Source organism: Bacillus sp. JNUCC-21, from assembly GCF_041222765.1.
GTDB classification, from domain to species: domain Bacteria; phylum Bacillota; class Bacilli; order Bacillales; family Bacillaceae; genus Bacillus; species Bacillus velezensis.
In genome coordinates this window covers 2962563-2988754 of sequence record NZ_CP166019.1, presented here as the reverse complement: position 1 = coordinate 2988754, position 26192 = coordinate 2962563, and the positions used below count along the sequence as shown (strand labels likewise).

General features: G+C 47.8%; 27 protein-coding genes and 1 other annotated feature. Of the genes, 24 read left to right on the top strand and 3 right to left on the bottom strand.

Annotated features, from left to right (window positions below; all coding sequences use genetic code 11):
- Positions 1-51: 51 nt before the first annotated feature.
- The gene (locus JNUCC21_RS15050) at positions 52-1251 is read right to left on the bottom strand and encodes an MFS transporter (RefSeq protein ID WP_015240361.1); all 1200 of its coding nucleotides are present in this window, start codon (positions 1249-1251) and stop codon (positions 52-54) included.
- Positions 1252-1434: 183 nt separating this feature from the next.
- Here JNUCC21_RS15050 and JNUCC21_RS15045 point away from each other — a divergent pair, with 183 nt between their 5' ends.
- The 9 genes from JNUCC21_RS15045 (at position 1435) to thrS (ending at position 10768) form a co-directional block, all read left to right on the top strand.
- On the top strand, positions 1435-1821 hold the full coding sequence (locus JNUCC21_RS15045; protein ID WP_003152469.1) for a helix-turn-helix domain-containing protein: 387 nt from the start codon (positions 1435-1437) through the stop codon (positions 1819-1821).
- 207 nt (positions 1822-2028) lie between these two features.
- Positions 2029-3051, top strand: coding sequence for a glyceraldehyde-3-phosphate dehydrogenase (locus JNUCC21_RS15040; protein WP_007408083.1), 1023 nt, complete (start codon positions 2029-2031; stop codon positions 3049-3051).
- 238 nt (positions 3052-3289) lie between these two features.
- On the top strand, positions 3290-3670 hold the full coding sequence (speD, locus tag JNUCC21_RS15035) for an adenosylmethionine decarboxylase (protein WP_003152471.1): 381 nt from the start codon (positions 3290-3292) through the stop codon (positions 3668-3670).
- 248 nt (positions 3671-3918) lie between these two features.
- Positions 3919-4377, top strand: coding sequence for a transcriptional regulator NrdR (nrdR, locus tag JNUCC21_RS15030; protein WP_003152473.1), 459 nt, complete (start codon positions 3919-3921; stop codon positions 4375-4377).
- A 111-nt stretch (positions 4378-4488) separates the two neighbouring features.
- Positions 4489-5898: a replication initiation and membrane attachment family protein gene (locus JNUCC21_RS15025; RefSeq protein ID WP_150941346.1), complete on the top strand. Its 1410-nt coding sequence runs from the start codon at positions 4489-4491 to the stop codon at positions 5896-5898.
- A 24-nt stretch (positions 5899-5922) separates the two neighbouring features.
- Entirely contained in the window at positions 5923-6858 is a 936-nt protein-coding gene (dnaI, locus tag JNUCC21_RS15020; protein WP_015417980.1) for a primosomal protein DnaI, read from the top strand.
- Positions 6859-6889: 31 nt separating this feature from the next.
- Positions 6890-7531: a TVP38/TMEM64 family protein gene (locus JNUCC21_RS15015; RefSeq protein WP_053573225.1), complete on the top strand. Its 642-nt coding sequence runs from the start codon at positions 6890-6892 to the stop codon at positions 7529-7531.
- Between the two features lie 65 nt (positions 7532-7596).
- Positions 7597-8427, top strand: a complete 831-nt coding sequence (gene ytxC, locus JNUCC21_RS15010) for a putative sporulation protein YtxC (RefSeq protein ID WP_014418606.1) — start codon at positions 7597-7599, stop codon at positions 8425-8427.
- Positions 8428-8836: 409 nt separating this feature from the next.
- Entirely contained in the window at positions 8837-10768 is a 1932-nt protein-coding gene (thrS, locus tag JNUCC21_RS15005) for a threonine--tRNA ligase (RefSeq protein WP_012118154.1), read from the top strand.
- Positions 10769-10822: 54 nt separating this feature from the next.
- On the opposite strand, the gene JNUCC21_RS15000 is transcribed toward thrS, so the two are convergent.
- Entirely contained in the window at positions 10823-11617 is a 795-nt protein-coding gene (locus JNUCC21_RS15000) for an HAD family hydrolase (protein WP_015240354.1), read from the bottom strand.
- A 186-nt stretch (positions 11618-11803) separates the two neighbouring features.
- Between JNUCC21_RS15000 and JNUCC21_RS14995 the strand changes: the two genes are divergently transcribed.
- The 8 genes from JNUCC21_RS14995 (at position 11804) to JNUCC21_RS14960 (ending at position 17381) form a co-directional block, all read left to right on the top strand.
- On the top strand, positions 11804-13585 hold the full coding sequence (locus tag JNUCC21_RS14995; RefSeq protein ID WP_369878288.1) for a LytS/YhcK type 5TM receptor domain-containing protein: 1782 nt from the start codon (positions 11804-11806) through the stop codon (positions 13583-13585).
- Positions 13563-14297, top strand: coding sequence for a LytTR family DNA-binding domain-containing protein (locus tag JNUCC21_RS14990; RefSeq protein ID WP_007408091.1), 735 nt, complete (start codon positions 13563-13565; stop codon positions 14295-14297). The genes JNUCC21_RS14995 and JNUCC21_RS14990 overlap by 23 nt, the downstream gene beginning before the upstream one ends.
- A 129-nt stretch (positions 14298-14426) precedes the next feature.
- Positions 14427-14864 (top strand): antiholin-like murein hydrolase modulator LrgA, encoded by a 438-nt coding sequence (lrgA, locus tag JNUCC21_RS14985; protein ID WP_007408092.1) that lies wholly within the window; start codon positions 14427-14429, stop codon positions 14862-14864.
- Between the two features lie 12 nt (positions 14865-14876).
- Positions 14877-15560 (top strand): antiholin-like protein LrgB, encoded by a 684-nt coding sequence (gene lrgB / locus JNUCC21_RS14980; RefSeq protein WP_007408093.1) that lies wholly within the window; start codon positions 14877-14879, stop codon positions 15558-15560.
- 182 nt (positions 15561-15742) lie between these two features.
- Positions 15743-15873, top strand: a sequence feature (ribosomal protein L20 leader region).
- A 58-nt stretch (positions 15874-15931) separates the two neighbouring features.
- The gene (gene infC / locus JNUCC21_RS14975; protein WP_071543361.1) at positions 15932-16453 is read left to right on the top strand and encodes a translation initiation factor IF-3; all 522 of its coding nucleotides are present in this window, start codon (positions 15932-15934) and stop codon (positions 16451-16453) included.
- Between the two features lie 12 nt (positions 16454-16465).
- Positions 16466-16666, top strand: a complete 201-nt coding sequence (gene rpmI / locus JNUCC21_RS14970; protein ID WP_003152493.1) for a 50S ribosomal protein L35 — start codon at positions 16466-16468, stop codon at positions 16664-16666.
- Between the two features lie 31 nt (positions 16667-16697).
- Complete coding sequence (rplT, locus tag JNUCC21_RS14965; protein WP_003152495.1) at positions 16698-17057, top strand: 50S ribosomal protein L20; 360 nt, start codon at positions 16698-16700, stop codon at positions 17055-17057.
- A gap of 57 nt (positions 17058-17114) precedes the next feature.
- Complete coding sequence (locus JNUCC21_RS14960) at positions 17115-17381, top strand: DUF1294 domain-containing protein (RefSeq protein ID WP_025285088.1); 267 nt, start codon at positions 17115-17117, stop codon at positions 17379-17381.
- Between the two features lie 13 nt (positions 17382-17394).
- Here the strand turns inward: JNUCC21_RS14960 and JNUCC21_RS14955 are convergent, their stop codons facing one another.
- Positions 17395-17787, bottom strand: coding sequence for a hypothetical protein (locus JNUCC21_RS14955; protein ID WP_007408095.1), 393 nt, complete (start codon positions 17785-17787; stop codon positions 17395-17397).
- Between the two features lie 183 nt (positions 17788-17970).
- Here JNUCC21_RS14955 and JNUCC21_RS14950 point away from each other — a divergent pair, with 183 nt between their 5' ends.
- The 7 genes from JNUCC21_RS14950 (at position 17971) to JNUCC21_RS14920 (ending at position 26176) form a co-directional block, all read left to right on the top strand.
- A complete protein-coding gene (locus JNUCC21_RS14950) occupies positions 17971-19056 on the top strand; it encodes a M42 family metallopeptidase (RefSeq protein WP_163114039.1) in 1086 nt (361 codons plus the stop codon).
- A 144-nt stretch (positions 19057-19200) separates the two neighbouring features.
- Positions 19201-20166: a glycoside hydrolase family 43 protein gene (locus JNUCC21_RS14945; RefSeq protein ID WP_082998820.1), complete on the top strand. Its 966-nt coding sequence runs from the start codon at positions 19201-19203 to the stop codon at positions 20164-20166.
- A gap of 182 nt (positions 20167-20348) precedes the next feature.
- Complete coding sequence (gene araA / locus JNUCC21_RS14940) at positions 20349-21842, top strand: L-arabinose isomerase (RefSeq protein ID WP_032866712.1); 1494 nt, start codon at positions 20349-20351, stop codon at positions 21840-21842.
- Between the two features lies 1 nt (position 21843).
- Positions 21844-23529: a ribulokinase gene (gene araB, locus JNUCC21_RS14935; RefSeq protein ID WP_369878287.1), complete on the top strand. Its 1686-nt coding sequence runs from the start codon at positions 21844-21846 to the stop codon at positions 23527-23529.
- Positions 23522-24211: an L-ribulose-5-phosphate 4-epimerase gene (araD, locus tag JNUCC21_RS14930; protein ID WP_003152509.1), complete on the top strand. Its 690-nt coding sequence runs from the start codon at positions 23522-23524 to the stop codon at positions 24209-24211. The genes araB and araD overlap by 8 nt, the downstream gene beginning before the upstream one ends.
- Positions 24189-24995, top strand: a complete 807-nt coding sequence (locus tag JNUCC21_RS14925) for an HAD-IIA family hydrolase (protein ID WP_369878829.1) — start codon at positions 24189-24191, stop codon at positions 24993-24995. The genes araD and JNUCC21_RS14925 overlap by 23 nt, the downstream gene beginning before the upstream one ends.
- Positions 24992-26176 (top strand): sn-glycerol-1-phosphate dehydrogenase, encoded by a 1185-nt coding sequence (locus JNUCC21_RS14920; protein ID WP_369878286.1) that lies wholly within the window; start codon positions 24992-24994, stop codon positions 26174-26176. Before JNUCC21_RS14925 ends, JNUCC21_RS14920 begins: the two co-directional genes overlap by 4 nt.
- The last annotated feature ends 16 nt before the right edge of the window (positions 26177-26192 follow it).

Below are 26192 nucleotides of genomic sequence, written 5' to 3'. Positions count from 1 at the left end.
TTCCTCCTATTAGTTGTCTGTTGAAACAATCAAAATGCGCTGAAGAAAAACTCACCTCCTTTCAAGGGCAGTGCGATCCCGCTTTTCAAGCTTCCTGCTCCATCCGGTTAATACGACCGCGCTGAGCACCATCAGCGCCCCGATCCAAGCGGTATGAATGATTCCGATTGAGTCTGTAATGATTCCGCCGGCAAATGAGCCGATCGCGATTCCGGCATTAAATGCCGCGATATTTAAGGCTGATGCTGTATCAACGGCGCTTGGCGCAAAACGTTCACTCAGCATCACAACATATACCTGAAGCCCCGGCACATTCATAAACGCCAACAGCCCCATGAAAATAATGGTGATCAGCCCGGCTGTTTTAAACGGTGCGGTAAAAGTCAGAACAAACAGCACAGCAGCATGGACAATGAACATATAAAACAAGGCTTTCAGCGGATTTCGGTTTGATAAACGGCCGCCAATCATGTTTCCGATGGCAATCGCAATTCCGTAAACGAGCAGGATGGCCGCGACGGTTTCTTTCTGAAAACCGGTTACCTCCTGAAGAAGCGGAGATAAATACGTAAACACGACAAACGTTCCGCCGTAGCCTAACGCGGTAATGATAAATAAAAGCAATAACCGGCCGTTTGTGACGAGTTTGACCTGCTCGGAAAATGCGGTTTTCGTCCCTTTGCGCAAATGCGACGGAACGAGGAGCGCGTTTGTGAGGAATGCGATGATTCCTACCGCCACAATGACGGCAAATGCGATTCTCCATCCGAATTGCTGGCCGAGATAGGTGCCGAACGGAACGCCGGTCACCGTAGCCACCGTCAGCCCCGTGAACATGATGGAAATCGCGCTTGCTCTTTTATGCTCCGGCACGATATTGGCGGCGATTGTTGCCCCGATTGACATGAAAATGCCGTGGGAAAAAGCCGAAATAACCCGTGCCGCCAGTAAGACGCCGATTGAGGAAGCGCTCGCTGCGAGTGTATTTCCGGCGATAAAAATTAACATCACCCAGAGCAGCAGCGTTTTCCGCGACATGCCGGATGTGAGAGACGTTAAAACCGGCGCGCCGAATGTCACGCCCAGAGCATACATGGAAACGGTAAGTCCCGCCGTTGTCACAGGTATATGCAGATCTTGAGATATAAGCGGCAGCAGCCCGACGCTGATAAATTCGGTTGTGCCGATCGCAAAAGCGCTGACGGCTAATGCCAGCAGCGCTGGTAAATAGCTTTGGCGATGTGAAGACATCTGTTTTCCTCCTTGAACGATAATGTATGGTTGAAATGATGCCGGGTAAACGATATAAGTATAAGAGTACATTCCTTTTCAGCCGGCAAATGTCATTATGATCGATAGAAGTGTCATTGAAAAGAACGTACTTTTAAGTGCCGTAGGCACTTTTTAGTTCCTATAGATGAGGAGGAATTACCGTTGCTGAAGAAAAAATACAATATATCCGTAGAGGCGGCGCTTGAAGTGATCGGCGGAAAATGGAAGTGTGTGATCCTCTGCCACCTCATGCGCGGGAAAAAACGGACAAGCGAATTGAAGCGGCTTATGCCGGACATCACCCAGAAGATGCTGACACAGCAATTGCGGGAGCTGGAAGCTGACGGCGTCATCAACCGGATCGTGTACAATCAGGTGCCGCCGAAAGTGGAATACGAGCTGAGTGAATACGGGCACAGTCTGGAAAGAATTTTAAACGCGCTGTGCGACTGGGGCGCGATGCATATTGCTAAACGGTACGGCGAGGTGTCTTCCGTTTTAGAGGACAGCATTTTAAATGACAAATTTAAAGAACCGGGACAAATATAAGAAAAAAGCAGGCAGCCTGAGACGCTGATCCTGCTTTTTTTATGGAAGAAAGATCATTTTATATGCAAAAAAACCGATTGAACAACATATTGATCGGTATAAGGGTGGATTTTTATCAAGTTGTACTGGCGGATTTCTTTTAATGTGTTATACTATATATAAATAAAGGTAAATTAGAGTGGCATATTAAAAAGGGGTGACCTGAGCATGAAGGTAAAAGTAGCAATCAACGGGTTTGGAAGAATCGGAAGAATGGTGTTCAGAAAAGCAATGGAAGATGATCAAATTCAAATAACAGCCATTAATGCAAGCTATCCCCCGGAAACGCTTGCTCATTTGATAAAGTATGACACAATTCACGGCAAATACGATCAAGAAGTTGAGACCTCCGACGACAGTCTGATCGTCAACGGAAAACATATTATGCTGTTCAATCGCCGGGACCCGAGAGAGCTTCCGTGGAAAGAATGCGGAATAGACATCGTCGTAGAGGCAACGGGGAAATTTAATTCAAAAGAAAAAGCGATGAGCCATATTGAAGCAGGGGCGAAAAAAGTCATTTTAACGGCCCCGGGCAAAAATGAAGACGTTACCATTGTCATGGGAGTAAATGAAGAGCAGTTCAATCCCGATGAACATGTCATTATTTCAAATGCATCCTGCACGACAAACTGTCTTGCGCCGGTCGTCAAAGTGCTTGATCAGGAATTCGGGATTGAAAGCGGCCTGATGACGACTGTTCACGCTTACACGAATGATCAAAAAAATATCGACAATCCGCATAAAGATCTGCGGAGGGCGAGAGCCTGCGGAGAATCCATCATTCCGACTTCTACAGGCGCCGCCAAAGCGCTGTCGCTCGTGCTGCCTCATTTGAAAGGAAAACTTCACGGTCTCGCTTTGCGTGTTCCCGTTCCGAATGTGTCATTAGTGGACCTTGTCTGCGATCTGAAAACAGATGTGTCGGCCGAGCAAGTAAACGCCGCTTTCCAAAGAGCCGCAAAAACGTCGATGTACGGAATTCTTGATTATTCGGATGAGCCGCTCGTTTCTTCGGATTATAATACGAATTCACACTCTGCGATCATCGACGGACTGACAACGATGGTGATGGAAGACCGAAAAGTAAAGGTGCTCGCCTGGTATGACAATGAATGGGGATATTCCTGCCGGGTCGTTGATCTTATCCGTCACGTCGCCGCGCGAATGAAACACCCGTCAGCTGTGTAGACTAAAGATCATGGACATTTGTTAGAAAAAAACCCTTAACGGCATATTCGCAAAAAACACACCTTGCAAAATAAACTTAAACACAGTATACTATCTTTCGTGAACTTCTTGCTCGTGACTGCTTCGGAATTACTTAAAGGGTTAGGACCTCTCCGGACTAACTTTCCCCCGTGGTAAATGGCCGGGTCAGTTCTCGGAAATTCACTTTTTTAATTCTTGTTAAGGGGGGTCCATGATTATGGAAACAATGGGGCGTCACGTCATCTCCGAGCTGTGGGGATGCGATTTTGATAAGCTCAATGACATGGATTTTATTGAAAAAACGTTTGTAAATGCTGCTTTGAAATCAGGAGCTGAAGTGCGCGAGGTCGCATTTCACAAATTTGCACCGCAAGGCGTAAGCGGAGTCGTTATTATCTCTGAGTCACATTTAACGATTCACAGTTTTCCTGAACACGGATATGCAAGCATTGATGTTTATACTTGTGGAGACCTGGATCCTAATGTGGCTGCGGATTACATTGCGGACGCATTACATGCAGATACAAGAGAAAACATTGAAATACCGAGAGGAATGGGGCCTGTACAGATTAAACAGGCACAAGCGAAAGTACTGTAATTTTCAAAACGCAAACACAAGGGAGCTAAGCTGAAAAAGCCATTACGCGCTTTGAAGCTGATGCTCCTTTTCTAATGTAAAAAAACAGCATTGCTTTTTCTTTAAGCATTTTTTTTGTAAAATAGAAAAGATAAGGCCGGTCTATCGGCTCTCCCAACAAATAGGCTCATCCTAGAAACGTTGGCGGGCATTTACCGGAAGCTTGCGAACCGCATTACAGCAACGAAACAGATGGGAGCTGATCCAATTTGAAATGTCCTTCATGCCAGCACAACGGTTCCCGCGTACTTGATTCACGGCCTGCGGACGAAGGGAAATCAATCCGCAGAAGGCGGGAATGCGAAGCCTGCCATTACCGCTTCACTACATTTGAGAAGTTTGAAGAGATGCCTCTGATCGTCGTGAAAAAAGAAGGCGTCCGGGAAGAATTCAGCCGTGAAAAAATGCTGCGCGGGTTAATTAAAGCTTGTGAAAAAAGGCCCGTTCCTTTAAAAACATTGGAAGACATGTGCTTTGACATTGAAAAAGAGCTGAGAAACCAAGGTGTATCTGAAGTCAAAAGCGAACTTGTCGGAGAAATGGTAATGGACCGTCTGGCGAAAATCGATGAGGTGTCTTATGTCCGCTTTGCCTCCGTCTACCGGCAGTTTAAGGATATAAACGTGTTTATCGATGAATTGAAAGATTTAATAAAGAAAGAACGCTGAGAGAGCTAAGAGATTGTGTCTGGCTCTTTTCTCATGAGCAAAATTGGCATTTGATAGATCGCAGAAACGGTGTAAAATGAGAGTAGAAACATATCGGAAGGTTTGAGAATCATGGCTGACTATTGGAATGACGTATTGCCTGTAGATCCTTATACGGTCAAAAGCCGTTCGCTTCTTCAGGATGTCGACAGACAGGTTTTGACACATCTGTACCAGCCGCTGATCGGTTCTTTTGCATTCTCCCTTTATATGACCTTATGGGGGGAGCTTGAGCAGAACCGCTTGTGGGGAGCGGAATCCACGCACAGGCAGCTGATGGGCATGATGCAGTCAAATTTAAAAAAGATTCATCATGAACAGGGAAAGCTTGAAGGAATCGGGCTGCTGAAAGTGTATATCCGGGAGTCCGAGCAAAAAGAGCGGATGTTTATTTATGAGCTGCTGCCCCCGCTCAGACCGAATGATTTTTTTGAAGACGGCATGATGAATGTCTTTCTTTATAACAGAGTCGGTAAAACGAAATACCAGCAGCTGAGACAATTTTACACGCACCCTTCCGTCGGCGCGGACGCAAGGGAAATTACCCGTCCGTTTAATCACGCCTTTGCCTCTTTTCAGCCGAGTGAATGGAAAATGACGCCTGATATGGAAGAGGCGATGAAGCTCCCCGAGGACTATGAGACGGCGTCTGTCGGACAAGCGCCTTCCTATACGGTGACGGAGGAAGTATTTGATTTTGAGCTTTTCATGGCGGGACTGTCAGAAACGATGATACCGCGTAAATCAATCACGCAGGACGTGCGGGAGAGCATTAAAAAGCTTTCATATTTATACGGAATAGATCCTATCTCCATGCAGCACGTCGTCATGACCGCAATTAATGAACAGGATACGATAACGGCCGAAGCGCTGAGGAAAGCGGCCAGCGACTGGTACCAAATTGAAAGAAGCGGTAAGCTTCCGGAACTGATTGATAAAACACAGCCTGTCACTTTGAGAGAAAACCGGACGGAAAAGGACGATTCATTGAACGGCGAACTCATCGCACAGCTTGAGACCATATCACCGAGAAAGCTTCTTCAGGACATTGCGGACGGGACCGAGCCGTCAAAAGCCGACTTGCAGATTATCGCCGATATTATGTTCGAACAAAAGCTTGAGCCCGGCGTCACCAATGTGCTGATTTATTATGTCATGCTGAAAACGGATATGAAGCTGTCCAAAAACTATATCCAAAAAATCGCCGCCCACTGGGCCAGAAAGAAAGTCAAAACGGTACGGGAAGCAATGAAGCTCGCAATAGAAGAGCACAGGCAATATCTTGATTGGGCGGACGGCAAAACAAACGGCGCGGCGCGCGGCAAAAAAACCGTCCGGGAAGAAAAGCGTCCTGATTGGATGAAAGAAGAAGAAACCGGGAAGAAACAAGAACAGCCGGCTCTTTCCGCGCAGGATCTTGAGGAACAGAAGAAAAAAATGATGGAAGAAATGAAAAAACTGAAAAAATACTCTGCCTATTGAGACAGAGAAGCGGGGTGATATTGAATGGAACCGATCAGCCGATCCTTAGAAGGCGTGACGAAAAGACCTGACTTTCAAAAACGCCTGGAACGAATGCAGCAGCAAGTCATGGCCGACGAAGACGTCCAGGCTTTTTTGAAGGAACAGAAAGATGTAATTGATCAAAGCATGATTGACAGAGGGTTAAATAAACTGTACGAATTCGTTCAGCAAAGCAAACAGTGCGCCTTCTGTTCGAAAGACAGCCGGACGAACAGCCTGCTTGAAGGCTATCATCCGAAGCTTGTGATCAACGGGCGTTCCATCGATATTGAATATTACGAATGTCCGGAAAAGAGAAAGCTCGACCGCCAGAAAAGGCAAAAGTCCCTGATGAAGAGCATGTATATCCAGCAGGATCTTCTCGGCGCGACGTTTCAGCAGATCGACATTACCGATCCGAGCAGAGTCGGCATTTTCCAGCATGTGACGGATTTTCTGAAGAGCTATAATGAAACAGGAAAAGGCAAAGGGCTGTATCTGTACGGAAAATTCGGAATCGGAAAGACATTTATTTTAGCCGCCATTGCTAACGAACTGGCGGAAAAAGAGTATTCATCAATGATCGTATATGTTCCCGAATTTGTCAGAGAGCTGAAAAACTCGCTCCAGGATCAGTCGTTGGAGGCGAAACTGAATATGGTGAAAACGACGCCCGTATTGATGCTTGATGACATCGGAGCGGAGTCAATGACAAGCTGGGTCAGAGATGAGGTCATCGGCACCGTGCTTCAGCACAGAATGAGCCAGCAGCTTCCCACTTTCTTCTCGTCTAATTTCTCACCTGACGAGCTGAAGCATCATTTTACGTATTCACAGCGGGGAGAAAAGGAAGAAGTAAAAGCGGCAAGACTGATGGAGCGGATTTTATATTTGGCTTCGCCCGTCCGTCTTGACGGGGAAAACCGCCGCCGTTCATGATGCCGGCGTCCAATGGGAAGGATTTGAGGGAATGAGGAATAAGAAGGCTGTCACTTGGGCTGCGGCTGCGGCGGGAGCGGGCCTTTTGCTGTGGGCAAACCGCAAATATCTGAATCTGTCGCCTAAGGAGATCCGGCTGTGGGTATTATCGTTCGGTGTTTTTGCGCCGCTTGTGTTTATCGGAATTTCCATCGTCAGGCCTTTTGTGCTGTTTCCCGTATCAATCGTTTCCGTCGCCGGAGGATTGGCGTTCGGCCCGTTTTTCGGCACCGTGTATACGCTGGCGGGCTCAATGGGCGCTGCCGCCGCGTCTTTTTTTGCGGCGGGGCTGTTTGCCTTTAATGAGAAAAGCCGCCATGGAAAAATGGAAGTCATTCAAAAGCAGATGAAAACCAATGGCTTCTTTTATATTTTTATCCTGCGTATTCTGCCTGTTAACTTTGATGTGATCAGCTATGCCGCGGGCCTATCGAAAGTCAGGCCGATGACGTATTTTTTGGCGACCGCAGCGGGCATCATTCCGGGGACGATCGTCCTGAATGTGCTCGGCGCGAGCTTTATGTCCGGCAATGTGCTGACCGTACTCGGCGTGATCTGTCTTTACATCGTATTTTTATCGCTTCCCGTTATATTTAAAAAGAAGGTGCGTCATTTGTTCGGCGGTGAAAGCTAACCTTTACGTCTATTTTAAAAACATCCCCCATATACTTGTAACAGATGCCGTAAGGGGGGACAAATATGCTTGAAGTGATCTTTGAAGATGACCACGATACCGCCGCTTTTTTACATCTCATTCAGCAATCGGACGACCGGAGACATTTTATTGTCCGTGAAGGCATAAAAAAAGTCGGAATCGCAAGGTCTGAAACGGCTTTTTGCGTTCAGCGCTTTATTGAGCCGATACTTGTCAGGTTTTTTTTGGAATGCAAAGAAGACGAGCATATGCTTTCGCTTATTGAGGACGCATACTGCTTCACCGATCAGGATGAACAGCAGCAAATCCTTCAGCTTGCACACAGCATTATGGAAGGAGAGCTTGAGGATCATCCGTTCGAGCCGAAGAAAGAGCCGCGCACACAGTTTATTTCAGATGCGCTCCGGACGATTTCACTTGATGCGGGTGTTTTTTCCGTGCGTTCGTTTCAGACGTTCCGGCTCGGCAGGTATTATGAGCGGCTCAGAGAATACGCGGAGGCTGCGATAGATGAATACCGGATGGAACAGGAATATCAAAACTTTATCCAGTCTCTGAGAGATTATGTGACATCCAATCCGCCGCGGATGAAGAAAGTCCGCATCGTACATGACCGGGCTTTTACGCTGTGGGAGCTGCGCTATTTGTCAGAACGGGAACAGAAAAAATACATAGACAGACGGTTTGTGCGGGAGCACCCGATGTATATAGATTCCCATCTCCTTGCGCCGCTGATCTCCATTGCGCCTGAGACGGTAGAACTGTATACGGACAAACCGGAGCATATGATGTCCAGAACGATTCAAAACGTGTTTCAGGAGAGGGTGCGCCTTTTTCCGCTGGGCGCGTTTGCCGCCGAGAAGACGGAAGGATAGCCGCACGGACGGCCTTGTGTAAGCGGCAGGGCTGTCTTTGCGAAATCAGACGGAAAACCGAGTTGCATTTTTCTCACAGACATTTTATAATACATAAAAGATTAATGATTGCTACACGTATTGATAAGGACATGAAGCATTGATACCGGCTTTATAAGAGAGGAGAGCCCAGGCTGAAAGCTTTCCAGCTATGGATCATTGTCTTTACCGCCTTTGAACTTCAGCTGTGAACGCCGGGAGAAGCGCCAGTAATAGCTGACGGGAACTCCCGTTACAGAGTTTAGAGCCGCAGGTGCCGAAACAATCGGCCGCGCGGAAAAAAGGGTGGAACCACGATTCCGTTTATTTAACCTCGTCCCTTTCATAGGGGGCGGGGTTTTTGATTTGCATAAAAAAAGGAGTGACGAAGATGTCAGATATGATCAACATCACATTTCCGGACGGAGCGGTAAAGGAATTTCCGAAAGGAACAACAACAGAAGATATCGCGGCATCCATCAGTCCGGGATTAAAGAAAAAGTCTTTAGCCGGAAAACTGAACGGACAGGAAATTGATTTAAGAACGCCGATTCAAGAGGATGGTGCCGTAGAAATCATTACAGAAGGCACAGAAGAAGGCTTGAACATCATGCGGCACAGCACGGCGCATTTATTGGCCCAGGCGATTAAACGCATTTATAAAGATGTGAAATTCGGAGTCGGCCCCGTCATTGAAAACGGGTTCTATTATGACGTTGAAATGGAGCAGGCGCTGACGCCGGATGACCTTCCGAAGATTGAAAAAGAAATGAAACGCATCGTCGGTGAAAATCTGCCGATTATCCGAAAAGAAGTGAGCCGTGATGAAGCAAAAGCCATGTTTGCGGAAATCGGCGATAATCTGAAGCTTGAACTGCTGGATGCCATCCCTGAAGACGAAACGGTCTCCATTTATGAGCAGGGCGAATTTTTTGACCTGTGCCGCGGCGTGCACGTGCCGTCTACAGGCAAAATTAAAGAATTTAAGCTGCTGAGCCTTGCGGGCGCATACTGGCGCGGCGACAGCAAAAACCAAATGCTTCAGCGCATTTACGGCACGGCCTTCTTTAAAAAGGATGACCTGAAAGAGCATTTGCGGATGCTTGAAGAAGCGAAAGAACGTGACCACCGAAAACTGGGCAAAGAATTAAAATTGTTCGCCAACTCTCAAAAAGTCGGACAAGGCCTGCCGCTCTGGCTGCCGAAAGGCGCAACCATCCGCCGCGTGATCGAGCGCTACATTGTGGATAAAGAGCTGAGCCTCGGTTATGAGCACGTCTATACGCCTGTTCTCGGAAGCAAAGACCTGTACGAAACATCAGGGCACTGGGATCATTATCAGGATACGATGTTCCCGCCGATGGAAATGGACAATGAAACACTCGTGCTCCGTCCGATGAACTGTCCTCACCATATGATGATTTACAAACAGGACATTCACAGCTACCGCGAGCTTCCGATCCGCATCGCAGAGCTGGGAACGATGCATCGTTATGAAATGTCCGGGGCGCTTTCAGGTCTTCAGCGCGTACGCGGCATGACGTTAAATGACGCGCACATTTTCGTCCGCCCTGACCAGATTAAAGAAGAATTCATCCGCACGGTCCGTTTGATTCAAGACGTATACGAAGACTTCGGCCTGAATGATTACACATTCCGCCTGTCTTACCGCGATCCTGAAGATACGGAAAAATATTTTGATGATGATGAGATGTGGAACAAAGCGCAGTCCATGCTGAAAGCGGCAATGGATGAGATGGGGCACGACTACTATGAAGCGGAAGGCGAAGCGGCGTTTTACGGCCCTAAGCTTGACGTGCAGGTGAAAACGGCGATCGGCAAAGAAGAGACATTGTCAACTGTACAGCTTGACTTCCTTCTTCCGGAACGCTTTGATCTCACTTACGTCGGAGAAGACGGCAAACAGCACCGTCCTGTCGTTATTCACCGCGGCGTCGTGTCAACGATGGAGCGTTTCGTTGCTTTCTTAATCGAAGAGCACAAAGGCGCCCTTCCGACATGGCTTGCGCCGGTGCAATTCCAAGTCATTCCTGTATCACCGTCCGTGCATCTTGATTATGCGAAAAAAGTGCAGGAGCGCCTGCAGCGTGAAGGCCTGCGTGTCGAGCTTGACAGCCGGGATGAGAAAATCGGCTATAAAATCCGTGAAGCGCAAATGCAAAAAATCCCGTACATGCTTGTGGTCGGTGACCAAGAAGCGGAAAACGGCGCGGTAAACGTCCGGAAATACGGCGAGCAGAAATCAGAAACCGTCTCATTGGACGATTTTGTGAAAAAGGCTGTAGCCGAAGCGAAAAAATAACCGGAAATACAAAAAACCCCGTTCATTCAGAATGGGGTTTTTTTGCGTATAAAATTATCTTTCTTTTTGTTTCTCTATAATCGCAAACAGCTCGTGAAGATCGCTGATCACGTAATCAGGCGCAATGTCCGTATCATTTTTCTTTTGCGTCCGGTTTACCCAGACTGTCGTAATGCCTGCCCGTTTCGCTCCCAATATATCAGTATTGAGGTTATCTCCGACCATAATGGCGTCTTCTTTTTTCAGGTTCAGGAGGCCGAGGCAATGTTCGAATATGGAGGCGTCGGGTTTCCCTTTTCCGAAAGCGCCTGAGATGACGATTTCATTAAAATAAGGCGCAAGCTCAGGAACGCCGGCGAGTTTTTCTTTCTGCAGGCTGGGATCGCCGTTTGTCAGAAGAAGCAATTCATAAACACCTTTCAGCTTATCAAGCACCGCAAACGTTTCATCATACACGTACGGACGCTGTCTGCGTTCCGCCGCGAAAAACTCCGCCAAATATTCGCCGTAAGCCGCATCGTCTATACCGACGCTTTTTAAGCCGTTCGTCCAGGCGTTTCGTCTGTATTCCGGCGCAATCCGATTCAGCTGTTTAAATCCTTCGCTGACCGGCTCGGAAAAATTCGCCCACAATCCTTCAAACGGATTAATGCCGATCATGACCGTATAAGGATAGGTTTCGTATGACATATACAATTCCCGTGCCGCTTTCCGAACCGCATCTTCAAATGTATGCGGGTCAAGGCCATATTTTTTTTCCGCTTGTAAACATGTTTCCCTGAATGTTGTTCTGACGCTTTTTTCATCCCATAACAGTGTATCGTCCAAATCAAAAAATACGGCTTTCATGATCTTCTCCTCTTTGTTATATTCTGAAACTCTCTGCCGCAAGGCTCCCGTTTATTCTACAATAGATATATAGACTGTGAAAGATTTGTTTTCAGATGATTTGAAAAAAACAGGCAGGTTTGTGTCAGATTCTGTCTCAGGCTCTAAAACGTGATAAAATAAAATTTGAAAGAACAGGTGAAAAGTATGCTGCATTTGATCATCATGATGCTGGAAAGAGTCGGAATTATCGTCATATTGGGATTTGTTCTGGCTCATACCAGATTGTTCAGACAGGCGCTCCAGCAGCCTGAGAGCTATAAAGGCAAAGCGGTGCTGATTTCAATTTTCTCGCTGTTCAGTATCATCAGCAACTATACGGGAATAGAAATTCAGCGGAATACAATCATGAATAATGACTGGGTGTTTCAAATTAATCCGTCCGGTTCAATTGCCAATACAAGAATTATGGGCGTTGAAATCGGCGGACTCTTAGGCGGCCCGTATGTGGGGATCGGCGTCGGCATACTGGCCGGCCTGCATCGTTTATCACTCGGCGGCGCGACCGCAGTCAGCTGTGCCGTCTCATCCGTTTTAGCGGGCATTTTGTCCGGATGGATCGGACGGTATTTCAGAAAACGCTATGCGATGCCGACACCGCGGGTGGCCGCGCTTGTCGGACTCGGAATGGAATCGCTGCAAATGCTGCTCATCCTCTTGATGGCCAAGCCGTTTTCTGATGCTTGGACGCTTGTGAGCATCATCGGCATCCCGATGATATTGGTAAACGGGTCAGGGACTTTTATTTTTCTTTCGATCATTCAGTCGATTATCCGGAAGGAAGAACGGGCGAGAGCCCTTGAAACCCATAGGGTGCTGATGATTGCCGATCAGACGCTTCCGTTTTTCCGCCAGGGGCTGAATGAAAGCTCATGCAAAAGCGTCGCCGCCATCATTCACAGGCAAACAGGAACGGACGCGGTATCGCTTACGGATAACGAAAAGATTTTGGCGCACGTCGGCGCGGGTGCCGACCATCATATTCCGTCTGAAAGCCTGATCACCGGATTGTCAAAACGCGTCATTAAAACGGGTCATATTATGAAAGCGACATCAAAGGAAGAAATTGAATGCACGCACGATCCCTGTCCGCTGCATGCGGCGATCGTATTGCCGCTGACGTCAAACGGCAATACGATCGGGACGCTGAAAATGTACTTTAAAAGCCCGTCAGGTTTAAGCCGGGTTGAAGAAGAGCTTGCAGAAGGACTCGCCATGCTGTTTTCCACCCAGCTTGAACTCGGCGAGGCGGAACTGCAGAGCAAATTGCTGAAAGACGCAGAAATAAAGGCGCTTCAGGCACAGGTCAATCCGCATTTTCTGTTTAATGCGATCAATACGATTTCTGCTCTTTGCCGTACGGATGTGGAAAAAACCCGAAAGCTTCTGCTGCAGCTCAGCGTCTATTTCCGTTCCAATCTGCAGGGGGCAAGGCAGCTGCTCATCCCGCTTTCTAAAGAACTGAACCATCTGCAGGCGTATTTATCATTGGAGCAGGCCCGTTTTCCCGGGAAATATAAAATCAGTCTTGAAATCGAACGCGGTTTGGAGGACATCGAAATTCCTCCTTTTGTGCTGCAGATTCTCGTCGAAAATGCGCTCCGCCATGCATTTTCAAGAAAGCAGGACAGCTGTGCCGTCAATGTCAGCGTGGTATCCTCCGGTCAGTCGGTTTTAATGCGGGTTGGAGATAACGGGCGGGGAATTGATCCGGAATTGCTGTCCGTGCTCGGAAACCGTCCGCTGCCGTCTAAAGAAGGGACGGGAACCGCGCTTTACAATTTAAATCAGCGGCTGATCGGGCTGTTCGGCCCCAAAGCAGCCCTGCGATTGGAAAGTGAGGCCGGCAAAGGTACGGACGTATCATTTGAGCTGCCTTTGAAACTGATGACTAAAGGAGAAGAACATGCTGAAGGTGTTAATCGTTGATGATGAAATGCTGGCAAGAGATGAATTAGCTTATTTGCTGAAACGGACGAATGAAGTAAGTGACATAAACGAAGCTGAAAATATTGAATCCGCTTTTGACAGTATGATGGATCAAAAACCGGATCTGCTGTTTTTGGACGTTGATTTGTCAGGAGAAAACGGATTTGACATTGCCAAACGGCTGAAAAACATGAAAAATCCGCCGGCCGTCGTTTTTGCGACGGCGTATGACCAATTTGCTTTAAAAGCCTTTGAAGTCGACGCGCTCGATTATTTAACGAAGCCTTTTGATGAAGAAAGAGTGCGCCAGACGATCAGAAAGTTTAAAAGAGTGAAGCGGGACAGGGCAGGAGCCGTCTCAGAGCAGCCGTCCGCAGCCGGAGCGCATAAACTGGCTGTATCAGCCGGTGAATCTATTGTCATTTTAGATACGAAGGACATTATTTTCGCCGGCATGGAGGACGGACACGTTTCCGTTAAAACGTTTGCCGCGTCTTATTCCGTTCACGAAACTTTGGCGGTCATTGAGAAAAAACTGCCTGATACGGGTTTCTTGAGAGTGCACCGCGCGTTCATCGTGAATACGGAGCATATTACAGAAATTCATCCGTGGTTTAATTCGACGTACAATCTTATCTTAAAAGACGGCTCTAAAATTCCCGTCAGCCGTACATACGCCAAGGACTTAAAAAAGCTGCTTCATATTATATGAGGCGGCTTTTGCATTTCAGCAGCCGTTTTTTGCATTTCAGAATGAATATTCAGCCGTTTGTTATGAAAGCGCTTTAAAAGGCGATTTCTCTTTTATAATGGACCTAACAAAGAGAAAGAGGTGAAGAAAATGAGTGCGAAAAAAGTGTACGGATTTCTGACACAAGCATTTATTTTTGCCGTAATTATGCTCATATCTAATGGGATTGCAGCGATTGTCCCCATTCCTATACCCGCTTCCGTAGTAGGTTTGGTGTTATTATTTGTCCTCTTATGCCTGAAAGTGATTAAGCTTGAACAAGTAGAAACGCTGGGAACATCATTAACGTCACTGATCGGATTTTTATTTGTCCCGTCGGGCATCTCCGTGATGAATTCACTTGGCGTCATGCAGCAGTACGGCGTGCAGATCGCACTCGTCATTTTACTCGCCACCATCATTCTGTTAGGGGCGACGGGCCTTTTTTCTCAGCTGATCTTGTCTGTCAGCCAAAAACGTCAGAAGGCAGCCCCTGAAAAACAAACGGTGCGCCGTTCCAATCAGGAAAAAGAACTTGTGCAGCATTAGGAGGGAAATCGGATGAGTCCATATTTCGGTATTGTCGTTTCACTTGCGGCCTTTGGCATCGGCACGTATTTATTTAAAAAAACGAGAGGCTTTTTCCTCTTCACCCCGCTGTTTGTCGCGATGGTGCTTGGAATCCTTTTTCTGAAGCTCGGCGGTTTTTCATATGAAGATTATAAAAGCGGGGGAGACATTATTAAATTCTTCCTGGAGCCCGCGACGATCGCTTTTGCGATCCCTTTATACAAACAGCGTGACAAACTGAAAAAATACTGGTGGCAGATCATGTCTTCTATCATTGTCGGCTCTATCTGCTCAGTCACGATTGTCTATTTGATCGCAAAAGGCATTCATCTTGACGCAGCCGTTATGAAAAGCATGCTTCCGCAGGCGGCGACAACGGCAATTGCCCTTCCGCTGTCAAAAGGAATCGGCGGCATCACCGACATCACCGCTTTCGCCGTTATTTTCAACGCCGTTATCGTCTATGCTCTGGGCGCTCTATTCTTAAAATTGTTTAAAGTGAAACACCCGATCTCTAAGGGACTGGCTCTCGGCACATCAGGACACGCACTCGGTGTTGCGGTCGGTATTGAGATGGGGGAAGTAGAAGCGGCAATGGCAAGTATCGCGGTTGTCGTCGTAGGAGTGGTGACGGTGCTGGTTATTCCGGTATTCGTTCAGCTCATCGGAGGATAAACCCGGATCATAGACCCGGGTTTTTTTATTGTGTTGGCACGTCCGCGTGCGGCAAAGAACGAAATTTCACATTTTTCCTTGCGCTCACAATGGCATCGTGTTAAAATGAAAAAGTTGATCCGGAGAAGTCATTCTTGACTAATGATCCGGTATTGTGTAGAATAGTTATTGAATTGAATATAAATCACAAGCAGAGGCACCCGCTTCTCACCTGATTGACACATTCATGTAGTTGGCAGGTTGACCGTACATTTTTATTTATGCAGATGTTCGTAGTGTGGGTGTGTTGTCATGCCCGCACTTTTTGTTTGCCTGCAGAATGCAGTCAACAAGCGTTGTGAATCAATTCGAAGAAACTATGGAGGTGGCTCATTATTAGCAAAGATCAATTGGTTAATGAGGGTATCCGTGCACGTGAAGTTCGTCTGATCGGACAAAATGGCGATCAGCTCGGCATCAAGTCCCGTCAGGAAGCACTTGAAATCGCCGGCCGCGCAAATCTTGACCTTGTGTTAGTTGCAGCAAATGCAAAACCGCCTGTCTGCCGCATCATGGACTACGGTAAGTTCAGATTCGAGCAGCAGAAAAAGGACAAAGAAGCACGCAAAAATCAAAAAATCATTAACTTAAAAGAAGTTAGATTAAGTCCGACGATCGATGAGCATGACTTTAACACGAAATTGCGCAATGCGATTAAATTCCTTGAAAAAGGCGATAAAGTGAAAGCTTCTATCCGCTTTAAAGGGCGCGCAATCACTCATAAAGAAATCGGCCAGCGCGTATTGGACCGTTTCTCTGAAGCATGTGCGGAAGTTGCGACAGTCGAAACAAAACCAAAAATGGACGGCCGCAGCATGTTCTTAATGCTCGCGCCGAAAAACGAAAAGCAATAAGGAGGAAATCCCATGCCAAAAATGAAAACTCACCGCGGATCTGCTAAACGTTTTAAAAAGACAGGTTCTGGGAAGTTAAAACGTTCTCATGCATACACAAGTCACTTATTCGCCAACAAATCCCAAAAGCAAAAGCGTAAGCTTCGCAAGGGTGCTATTGTGAGCGCAGGAGACTTCAAACGCATCAAACAACAGCTTGCCAACATCAAGTAATCGGACAAGGAACAATTAGGAGGGAAATCTAATGCCAAGAGTAAAAGGCGGAACTGTTACACGTAAGCGTCGTAAAAAGGTTCTTAAATTAGCAAAAGGTTATTTCGGTTCAAAACATACATTATACAAAGTAGCAAACCAGCAGGTCATGAAATCAGGAAACTATGCATTCCGTGACCGCCGTCAGAAAAAACGTGATTTCCGTAAGCTTTGGATCACTCGTATCAACGCTGCTGCACGTATGAACGGTCTTTCTTACAGCCGTTTAATGCACGGTCTTAAGCTTTCAGGCATCGAAGTAAACCGCAAAATGCTTGCTGATCTTGCTGTAAACGATCTTACTGCTTTCAATCAGCTTGCTGATGCTGCTAAAGCTCAGTTAGACAAGTAAGTTGAAAAAGCCGCTCTCTTTCCGGGAGCGGTTTTTTTACGTAAAGGGTGACAATCAATGGCTCTCTTCATTTACGCCGTATTGATAAACGGATACGGCTTTTGGATCATGGGCGCTGATAAAAGAAGAGCAAAGGCGCACAGGTGGAGAATATCAGAGAAACAAATATGGCTCACAGCCGCCATGTTCGGCTCACTCGGCGTATGGATCGGCATGCGCACCTTCAGGCATAAAACGAAACACAAATCCTTTTTATACGGGGTGCCGCTGCTTTTTCTCACTGAAGCCGCCCTTGTGCTGATGTATTTGGTGTATAAAGAATAAAAAGCAGGAGAGCTTATCGCTCGCCTGCTTTTTTCGCTTTTTTGATGGGCTGGTCCCAATCAATCTTGCAATTCGGGTACCGCTCCAATACCTTTTTTTCGACTTCTTCAAAATCACCTGCAGAAAAGCGGTTCAGCTTTTCCGGATTTTCGGTCCATACAAATATCGTATGAATAAACAGCGGATGATCTTTGGAAGGGATATGCTTTTCTCCTTCAAAGAGCACTCCTTTATAAGTAAGCTGGAGATTTTTTCGCGTGTTTTTCTGTTCGTCAATAAAATAAAAATTCTCTTTTGATTGCGCCAGTCTGAGCCTTCTTTTCGGGTTTGCGTAGAATTTGACGCCCATGTAAATAAAATAAATAAGAAGTGCAAGCAAGACAATCCTCAATACTGTAATGGCCATATGTGTGAAGGCACCTCCTCACCTTTGTCATGATCTGATGTAATACGAAAAACAAAACAAAAGGTTTCATTTTTTTAAAAGAAATAGATAAAAACATTTACCCGTTTTTCAGGCGAATTAATCGTATGCTTCAGCATTGGTTTTGTATAATAAGAAGGGTAGTGAAAAAAAGGAGGTTTATTGATGACAAAATTAGATGAAACGCTCACCATGCTGAAAGCGTTAACGGATGCAAAAGGGATACCGGGAAATGAGAGAGAAGTAAGACAAGTGATGAAATCATACATAGAACCATTTGCTGATGATGTCACAACAGACCGGCTGGGAAGCTTAATCGCCAAAAAAACGGGCAAAGAAAACGGTCCGAAAATCATGATCTCAGGGCATTTAGATGAAGTCGGTTTTATGGTGACGCAAATCACTGATAAAGGCTTTCTCCGCTTTCAAACCGTCGGCGGCTGGTGGTCTCAGGTCATGCTGGCCCAGCGCGTCACCGTCGTGACAAAAAAAGGGGACATCACGGGGATCATCGGTTCGAAACCGCCTCACATTCTGCCTCCTGACGCCAGAAAAAAAGCCGCCGATATTAAAGAGATGTTCATCGATATCGGGGCGTCGAGCCGTGAAGAAGCAATGGAATGGGGCGTTCTTCCGGGTGACCAGATTGTGCCGTATTTTGAATTTACAGTGATGAACAATGAAAAACATTTATTGGCGAAAGCATGGGACAACCGTATCGGCTGTGCGATTGCCATCGATGTATTAAAAAAACTGAAAAACAGCGATCATCCGAATGAAGTATACGGGGTCGGAACGGTTCAGGAAGAAGTCGGGCTGCGCGGGGCGAAAACAGCGGCACATACGATCCAGCCTGATATCGCGTTCGGTGTGGATGTCGGAATTGCCGGAGATACACCGGGAATTTCCGAAAAAGAGGCGCAAAGCAAAATCGGCGAAGGGCCGCAAATTATTCTGTATGACGCGTCAATGGTATCTCACAAAGGGCTGCGCGACCTTGTCGTGAACACGGCGGAAGAAGCGGGAATTCCGTATCAATTCGATTCCATTGCCGGAGGGGGCACGGATTCAGGTTCCATTCATTTAACCGCAAACGGAGTGCCGGCGCTGTCCATTACGATCGCGACGCGCTACATTCACACTCATGCCGCTATTTTGCATCGGGATGATTATGAGAATACGGTAAAATTGATCACAGAAGTGATTAAAAAATTAGACCGGGAAACAGTTGACCGTATTACTTATCAATAAAGATACGGAAGAATCTGCTTTTTTAAGCAGATTCTTTTTTTTTGTCTGTACAAATACGAACCCTGCGTCTACAATAAGAGAAGACATAGAAAAATCTGACAACACGTTTTTGAAAGCGCTTTAAAAAAGGGGGAGGGTTTACAAATGAAAAACAGATTCAGACGCATGATCCGCTTTTCATGCGCAGCCGTTACAGCCGGTCTGCTGCTGATGTCTTCATCACCGGCATCTGCCGCGTTTTGGGGGGCATCAAATGAATTGCTTCACGATCCGACAATGGCGAAGGAAGGAAACACGTGGTACGCTTTCGGAACCGGTTTGGAAGGGGAGAGGGGGCTTCGCGTCTTAAAGGCGGGCAGCGGCGGCGTATGGACCGTTCAGAAATCAATCTTTACTTCCCCGCTGTCATGGTGGGGCAATTATGTGCCGAATTACGGGCTGAATCAATGGGCCCCCGATGTTCAATATTTTAACGGAAAGTATTGGCTGTATTATGCCGTTTCTTCATTCGGCAAAAATACCTCCGCGATCGGTCTTGCATCATCTACAAGCCTCAGTTCGGGAAACTGGAAGGACGAAGGGCTCGTCATCCGTTCAACAAGCGCCGATAACTACAATGCAATTGATCCGGAGCTGACAATTGATAAAGACGGAAACCCTTGGCTTGCCTTCGGTTCTTTTTGGAGCGGCATTAAGCTGACAAAGCTGGATAAAAATACAATGAAACCGACGGGATCACTTTATTCCATCGCTGCCAGACCGAATAACGGCGGAGCTTTGGAAGCGCCGGCCATCACCTACCAGAACGGCTACTATTACTTAATGGTGTCGTTTGATAAATGCTGTTCAGGCGTGAATAGTACGTACAAAATCGCTTATGGAAGATCCAAAAGCATCACCGGCCCATATCTCGATAAAAGCGGGAAAAGCATGTCAGAAGGCGGAGGAACGATTCTTGACTCCGGCAATAACCGCTGGAAAGGCCCGGGCGGCCAAGACATTGTGAACGGAAATATTTTAGTGCGTCATGCGTATGATGCCGAAAACAGCGGAATTCCGAAGATGCTCATCAATGATATCGATTGGAGTTCAGGCTGGCCTTCCTATTAATTGATCAGCCGGGCATGTGTGTCCGGCTTTTTTACTTGCAATAAAAGATTGACAGTTTGATTCCTCCTTAACTATAATAAAATTGTTCGTACAAATAAAAGGGTAAAAGTTTTATATTTTATATTCGTACGTATATTTTTAAAAATGCAAGCGCTTTATTTTGATGGGAAGGGGAAATGAATGTGCTTCAGAACAAAGAATATGAATTTTGGTTTGTAACGGGAAGCCAGCACTTATACGGAGAGGAAACGCTGCAGCTTGTCGATAAACACGCAAAGGGGATATGTGACGGCCTCAGCGGGGTGTCATCAAGATACAAGATCAGGCATAAACCGGTTGTCACGTCATCTGAAACGATCAGAGAGGTTTTGCGGGAAGCGCAGTATCAAGAAAACTGTGCCGGGGTCGTGACGTGGATGCATACATTTTCCCCTGCGAAAATGTGGATTGAAGGTCTTTCCGCTTTTCAAAAGCCGATGCTTCATCTGCATACCCAATATCATCGCGACATCCCGTGGGAAACGATTGATATGGACTTTATGAACAGCAACCAATCCGCTCACGGAGACCGGGAATACGGGTATATCCAGTCAAGAATGGGGCAGACGAGAAAAGTCATCGCAGGCTATTGGGATGATGAGGAAGTCAAACATGACATTTCGCAATGGATGAACACTGCTGCCGCCTGGAATGAAAGCAGGAATATTAAAGTAGCCCGGTTTGGCGACAATATGCGGAATGTGGCGGTTACTGACGGAGACAAAGTCGGCGCCCACATCCAATTCGGCTGGCAGGTTGACGGGTACGGAATCGGCGATCTTACCGAGGTGATGAACAACGTCACCGACGGAGAAATTGAGGCGCTTTATGAGGAATACGACAAATTGTATGTCATCAGCGACGAAACAAAACGGGATGAAGCAAAAGTTGCTTCCATTAAAGAACAGGCGAAAATTGAACTCGGATTAACGGCCTTTCTCGAACGGGGCGGATATACAGCGTTTTCGACCTCGTTTGAAGTTTTGCACGGAATGAAGCAGCTTCCGGGTCTTGCCGTTCAGCGTCTCATGGAAAAAGGGTACGGATTTGCCGGCGAAGGCGATTGGAAAACGGCTGCCCTTGTGCGAATGATGAAAATAATGGCGGACGGAGAACAAACCTCCTTCATGGAAGATTATACGTACCATTTTGAACCGGGGCGTGCGATGATTCTCGGATCACATATGCTTGAAGTATGTCCGACGATCGCCCTTGATCAGCCGAAAATCGAAGTCCATCCTCTCTCAATCGGAGGGAAGGAAGATCCGGCCCGGTTGGTCTTTAACGGAATCGGCGGTTCAGCCATCATCGCCAGCATCATTGATATCGGCGGGCGATTCCGTCTCATTCTGAATGAAGCGGAAGGCAGGGAAATTGATCATGATATGCCGAATCTCCCTGTGGCGCGGGTGCTATGGAAGCCGGAGCCATCGCTGAAAACAGCTGCGGAAGCATGGATTTTGGCGGGAGGCGCCCATCATACTTGTATGTCCTTCCGGCTTACGGCTGAACAGATGCTTGACTGGGCTGAGATGGCAGGCATTGAAAGCATCTTTATTTCCCGCAATACCGAAATACATGAGCTGAAAAAAGAGTTGAAATGGAATGACGTATTATACCGGCTGGGAGGGAATTGATATGGCGTATACGATTGGTGTTGATTTCGGCACATTGTCCGGCCGGGCGGTGCTTGTCAATGTCCGCACGGGCGAAGAAATCGCGTCTGCGGTAAAAGAATATACTCATGCTGTCATTGACCGCACGCTGCCGAAGACGGGTGAAAAACTCCCTCGGGACTGGGCGCTTCAGCATCCTGCCGATTATATCGAAGTTCTGGAAACGGCGATTCCGAACCTGCTTCAAGAGGCGGGCGCTGATCCAAAAGACGTGATCGGCATAGGAATTGATTTTACCGCCTGCACGATTTTGCCGATAGACGTCGCGGGGCAGCCGCTTTGTATGCTGCCGGAATTTGAACGGGAGCCCCACAGTTATGTGAAGCTGTGGAAGCATCATGCGGCTCAAAAACATGCAGACCGTTTGAACACGATTGCCGAAGACACAAAAGAAACATTCCTTAAAAGATACGGCGGTAAAATTTCTTCTGAATGGATGATCCCGAAAATCATGCAAATCGCGGAAGAAGCGCCGCATATATACAAGGCGGCAGATCGGATTGTGGAAGCGGCAGACTGGATCGTCTATCAATTGTGCGGTTCATTGAAGCGAAGCAACTGCACGGCCGGCTACAAAGCAATCTGGAATGAGGAGACGGGGTATCCGCCGGATCATTTTTTTGAAAAGCTCAACCCGTTAATGAAAGCGATTACAAAGGATAAATTAAGCGGCACCATTTATTCAGTCGGGGAAAAGGCAGGAGGTTTGACCGAAAAAATGGCGGAGCTGACCGGGCTTCTGCCGGGGACGGCCGTTGCCGTCGCCAATGTCGACGCCCACGTGTCAGTGCCCGCGGTCGGTATTACAGAGCCGGGGAAAATGCTGATGATTATGGGAACGTCTACCTGCCATGTGCTGCTCGGCGAGGAAGAACATATCGTCCCCGGTATGTGCGGGGTCGTCAATAACGGCATCTTGCCCGGATATGCGGGATATGAAGCGGGGCAGTCCTGTGTCGGCGACCACTTTGAATGGTTCGTCAAAACGTGCGTTCCGAGAGACTATGAGAAGGAAGCTGAGGATAAACAAATAGACATCCACGAGCTGCTCAGCAAAAAAGCAGCTGAACTTGTTCCGGGGGATAGCGGCCTTCTCGCGCTTGACTGGTGGAACGGAAACCGGTCAACCTTGGTGGACGCCGATTTGACGGGCATGATGCTCGGCATGACGCTGCACACGAAGCCGGAAGAAATCTACAGGGCATTGATTGAAGCGACGGCGTTCGGAACGAGGATGATTATCGAAACGTTTCGGGAAAACGGCGTTCCGGTCGAGGAGCTTTACGCAGCCGGAGGAATCGCTGAGAAAAATCCATTTATCATGCAAATTTATGCAGACGTCACAAATATGGACATTCAATTATCCGGGTCTCCGCAGGCGCCTGCACTCGGCTCCGCGATTTTCGGAGCGCTCGCCGCGGGACGGGAAAACGGGGGATACTCCAATATTGCCGAAGCATGTGCGCATATGGGGAAATTAAAAGACGGCTTTTATGCCCCGAACCGGGAAAGAGTTGAGATTTATGACAGCTTATATGCTGAATATAAAGAGCTCGTACACTACTTCGGCAAAGAAAACAATGTCATGAAACGCCTGAAAGCCATTAAAAACCGTGATTTTGCGAAAGGGGGGAGCCGCCATGCTTGAAGCGTTAAAAGAAGAAGTGCTCGCCGCCAATCTGAAGCTTGAGGAACATAACCTTGTCACGTTTACATGGGGGAATGTCAGCGGCATTGACAGAGAGAGCGGGAGAATCGTCATTAAACCGAGCGGTGTCGATTACAGTGAGCTGACCGCTGACAAACTGGTCGTCCTGAATGAGGACGGAGACATTCTCGAAGGCTCGCTGAAACCGTCTTCTGACACGCCGACCCATCTTTATCTGTATAAAGCGTTTCCGGCTATCGGCGGAATCGTTCATACGCACTCCCGCTGGGCGACGAGCTGGGCTCAGTCCGGAAGAGACATACCCGCTCTCGGAACGACTCACGCGGATTACTTTGAAAGCGCTATACCCTGCACGAGGGAAATGTATGAAGAAGAAATTGTGAAAGATTACGAATATCATACAGGCAAAGTCATAGCCGAAACTTTTCAAAACGAACCGTATGAACAAAATCCGGGTGTCCTCGTCCACAGCCACGGCCCGTTCTGCTGGGGAACGGACGCGCTGAATGCCCTGCATAACGCCGTTGTGCTCGAAACGGTAGCGGAAATGGCCTACCATTCGCTTATGCTGAACAAACAGCTCAGTCCGATCGACAGAGTGCTGCATGATAAGCATTTTTACAGAAAACACGGGGCGAATGCTTATTATGGCCAAACTTGACGCAGCCGGGTTTCTGATTGATTTAGACGGAACCGTATTCAGGGGGCGGGAGCTGATTGACGGCGCAAAAGAAGCCGTTCATACCCTTCAGTCACTGGGCAAAGCCGTTGTCTTTTTAAGTAACCGCGGCAATCTATCAAGAGCAATGTGCCGAAAGAAACTGCTGGGTGCCGGTATCCGCACGGATGAACGGAGCATCGTGCTGTCCTCCAGTGTGACGGCATCATTTTTAAAGAAGCATTATCCTATGTCAAAGGTGTGGGTGTTAGGGGAAAAAGGGCTGACTGATGAACTCGCTTTAGCGGGTGTCGCCCTGGCGCAAAACCCGCAGGCGGCAGACTGGCTTGTCATCTCCCTGCATGAAACCGTCACCTATGAGGATCTGAATCTCGCTTTTAAGGCGGCTTCCTCCGGCGCGCGCATCATCGCCACGAACCGGGACCGCTCCTTTCCGAATGAAGGCGGCCATGCCATGGACGTCGCGGGAATGATCGGGGCCATTGAAGCATCCGCCGGAGCAAAAACGGAGCTTGTCATCGGCAAACCGTCTTGGCTGATGGCTGAGGCGGCATGTGAAGCGCTCGGACTTCCCTCTGAGGAATGCGCCATTATCGGAGACAGCCTCGAATCAGATATCGCAATGGGCAGCCTGTACGGGATGAAAAGCGTATTGGTTCTGGCGGGGTCGGCCAAACTTGGGGAGCCCCGTCTATATGAACCTGACATCGTCCTTGATTCTATTAAAGACCTGACAGAATTAGCGAAGGAGGGAATCCTTTCATGAAACGTTCTCCTGAGGACATTCAATCCGAGTTTGACAAGGAAGGGGCCAGCCGCTCACCGATTCAAATAGAAGATATCGTGATCGGGGCGAATGCAAAAGAAGAGCTTCTCAGATTTCTGCAAAAAAAATGCTGGAATCATCCGGTCATCGTCTGTGACCGGAACACGTACGAGGCGGCGGGGCGTCTGCTTGCGGACGAATTGAGGGCAGGCGGGATCAAAGCGTCAAAAGTCATCATTCCGGAGCATGAAGCCGGGGCCGCCGCGGCTGATGAGAGGACATTGGTCTATACGCTGATCAACCTCGCGGAAGAGACGGATGTCATCATTGCGGCCGGTTCAGGAACGATTCACGACATTACGCGGTTTGCCGCCTGCCAGCGCGGATTGCCGTTTATCTCATTCCCCACCGCTCCGTCAGTCGACGGTTTTACGTCGGCGGGAGCGCCGCTCATATTAAACGGAATCAAAACGACGATTCAAACGAAAGCGCCGATCGCCTTATTTGCGGATACGAATGTATTAAAAGAAGCGCCCCGTTCAATGACAGCCGCGGGCTTCGGAGACATGCTCGGAAAAATAACATCGCTGGCAGATTGGGAGATTTCCCGCAGGCTTGCGGGTGAGCCGTACTCAGAAGCCGGGGCGAAGCTTGTGAAAGACGCGCTTTGGCAGTGCATTGATCACCGCGCTGACATTGCCATGGGAACGGAGGCCGGCATTCATATACTGATGGAAGCGCTGATCGTTTCGGGTCTTGTCATGCTTGCGCTTGACCACTCCCGCCCCGCCTCAGGAGGAGAACATCACATCTCGCATTGGATTGAGATGGAAATGCTGAAGGCAAAACAACCTCCGATTCTCCACGGTGCGAAGGTCGGCTGTGCGTGCGCGGTGCTGAGTGATATTTACAAAGAACTGGCTTGTCACGAAAAGCTTGCTGAACTGCCGCCGCACTTTCGCGAGGCGATTCAATCTGCATATGAAGGGCTTCCCGACGGCAAGACAATTGCCGGGTGGCTCGCATCTGCGGGAGGTCCCGCCTGTTTCGATGAGATCGGTGTAAAACAGGACCTTGTCAGCGATGCGCTTAAGCATGCGCACACACTGCGAGACCGTTATACCGGTTTAACCATCATAAATGAAAATGCAGCGCTCTTTGCACATCATTTGCATCAATAGCCGCACGGCCTAAAGT

Excerpts from the sequence above, each read along its gene's own strand:
- JNUCC21_RS14925 (WP_369878829.1), top strand. The coding sequence starts at position 24,189 with ATGCTTATTATGGCCAAACTTGACGCAGCCGGGTTTCTGATTGATTTA.
- JNUCC21_RS14955 (WP_007408095.1), bottom strand. The coding sequence starts at position 17,787 with ATGGCCATTACAGTATTGAGGATTGTCTTGCTTGCACTTCTTATTTAT.
- JNUCC21_RS15050 (WP_015240361.1), bottom strand. The coding sequence starts at position 1,251 with ATGTCTTCACATCGCCAAAGCTATTTACCAGCGCTGCTGGCATTAGCC.
- speD (WP_003152471.1), top strand. The coding sequence starts at position 3,290 with ATGGAAACAATGGGGCGTCACGTCATCTCCGAGCTGTGGGGATGCGAT.
- JNUCC21_RS14995 (WP_369878288.1), top strand. The coding sequence starts at position 11,804 with ATGCTGCATTTGATCATCATGATGCTGGAAAGAGTCGGAATTATCGTC.
- JNUCC21_RS14960 (WP_025285088.1), top strand. The coding sequence starts at position 17,115 with ATGGCTCTCTTCATTTACGCCGTATTGATAAACGGATACGGCTTTTGG.
- dnaI (WP_015417980.1), top strand. The coding sequence starts at position 5,923 with ATGGAACCGATCAGCCGATCCTTAGAAGGCGTGACGAAAAGACCTGAC.
- JNUCC21_RS15040 (WP_007408083.1), top strand. The coding sequence starts at position 2,029 with ATGAAGGTAAAAGTAGCAATCAACGGGTTTGGAAGAATCGGAAGAATG.
- JNUCC21_RS14950 (WP_163114039.1), top strand. The coding sequence starts at position 17,971 with ATGACAAAATTAGATGAAACGCTCACCATGCTGAAAGCGTTAACGGAT.
- JNUCC21_RS15015 (WP_053573225.1), top strand. The coding sequence starts at position 6,890 with ATGAGGAATAAGAAGGCTGTCACTTGGGCTGCGGCTGCGGCGGGAGCG.
- JNUCC21_RS14920 (WP_369878286.1), top strand. The coding sequence starts at position 24,992 with ATGAAACGTTCTCCTGAGGACATTCAATCCGAGTTTGACAAGGAAGGG.
- JNUCC21_RS15025 (WP_150941346.1), top strand. The coding sequence starts at position 4,489 with ATGGCTGACTATTGGAATGACGTATTGCCTGTAGATCCTTATACGGTC.
- lrgB (WP_007408093.1), top strand. The coding sequence starts at position 14,877 with ATGAGTCCATATTTCGGTATTGTCGTTTCACTTGCGGCCTTTGGCATC.
- JNUCC21_RS14990 (WP_007408091.1), top strand. The coding sequence starts at position 13,563 with ATGCTGAAGGTGTTAATCGTTGATGATGAAATGCTGGCAAGAGATGAA.
- thrS (WP_012118154.1), top strand. The coding sequence starts at position 8,837 with ATGTCAGATATGATCAACATCACATTTCCGGACGGAGCGGTAAAGGAA.
- araB (WP_369878287.1), top strand. The coding sequence starts at position 21,844 with ATGGCGTATACGATTGGTGTTGATTTCGGCACATTGTCCGGCCGGGCG.
- lrgA (WP_007408092.1), top strand. The coding sequence starts at position 14,427 with ATGAGTGCGAAAAAAGTGTACGGATTTCTGACACAAGCATTTATTTTT.
- araD (WP_003152509.1), top strand. The coding sequence starts at position 23,522 with ATGCTTGAAGCGTTAAAAGAAGAAGTGCTCGCCGCCAATCTGAAGCTT.
- ytxC (WP_014418606.1), top strand. The coding sequence starts at position 7,597 with ATGCTTGAAGTGATCTTTGAAGATGACCACGATACCGCCGCTTTTTTA.
- rpmI (WP_003152493.1), top strand. The coding sequence starts at position 16,466 with ATGCCAAAAATGAAAACTCACCGCGGATCTGCTAAACGTTTTAAAAAG.
- rplT (WP_003152495.1), top strand. The coding sequence starts at position 16,698 with ATGCCAAGAGTAAAAGGCGGAACTGTTACACGTAAGCGTCGTAAAAAG.
- JNUCC21_RS15000 (WP_015240354.1), bottom strand. The coding sequence starts at position 11,617 with ATGAAAGCCGTATTTTTTGATTTGGACGATACACTGTTATGGGATGAA.
- JNUCC21_RS14945 (WP_082998820.1), top strand. The coding sequence starts at position 19,201 with ATGAAAAACAGATTCAGACGCATGATCCGCTTTTCATGCGCAGCCGTT.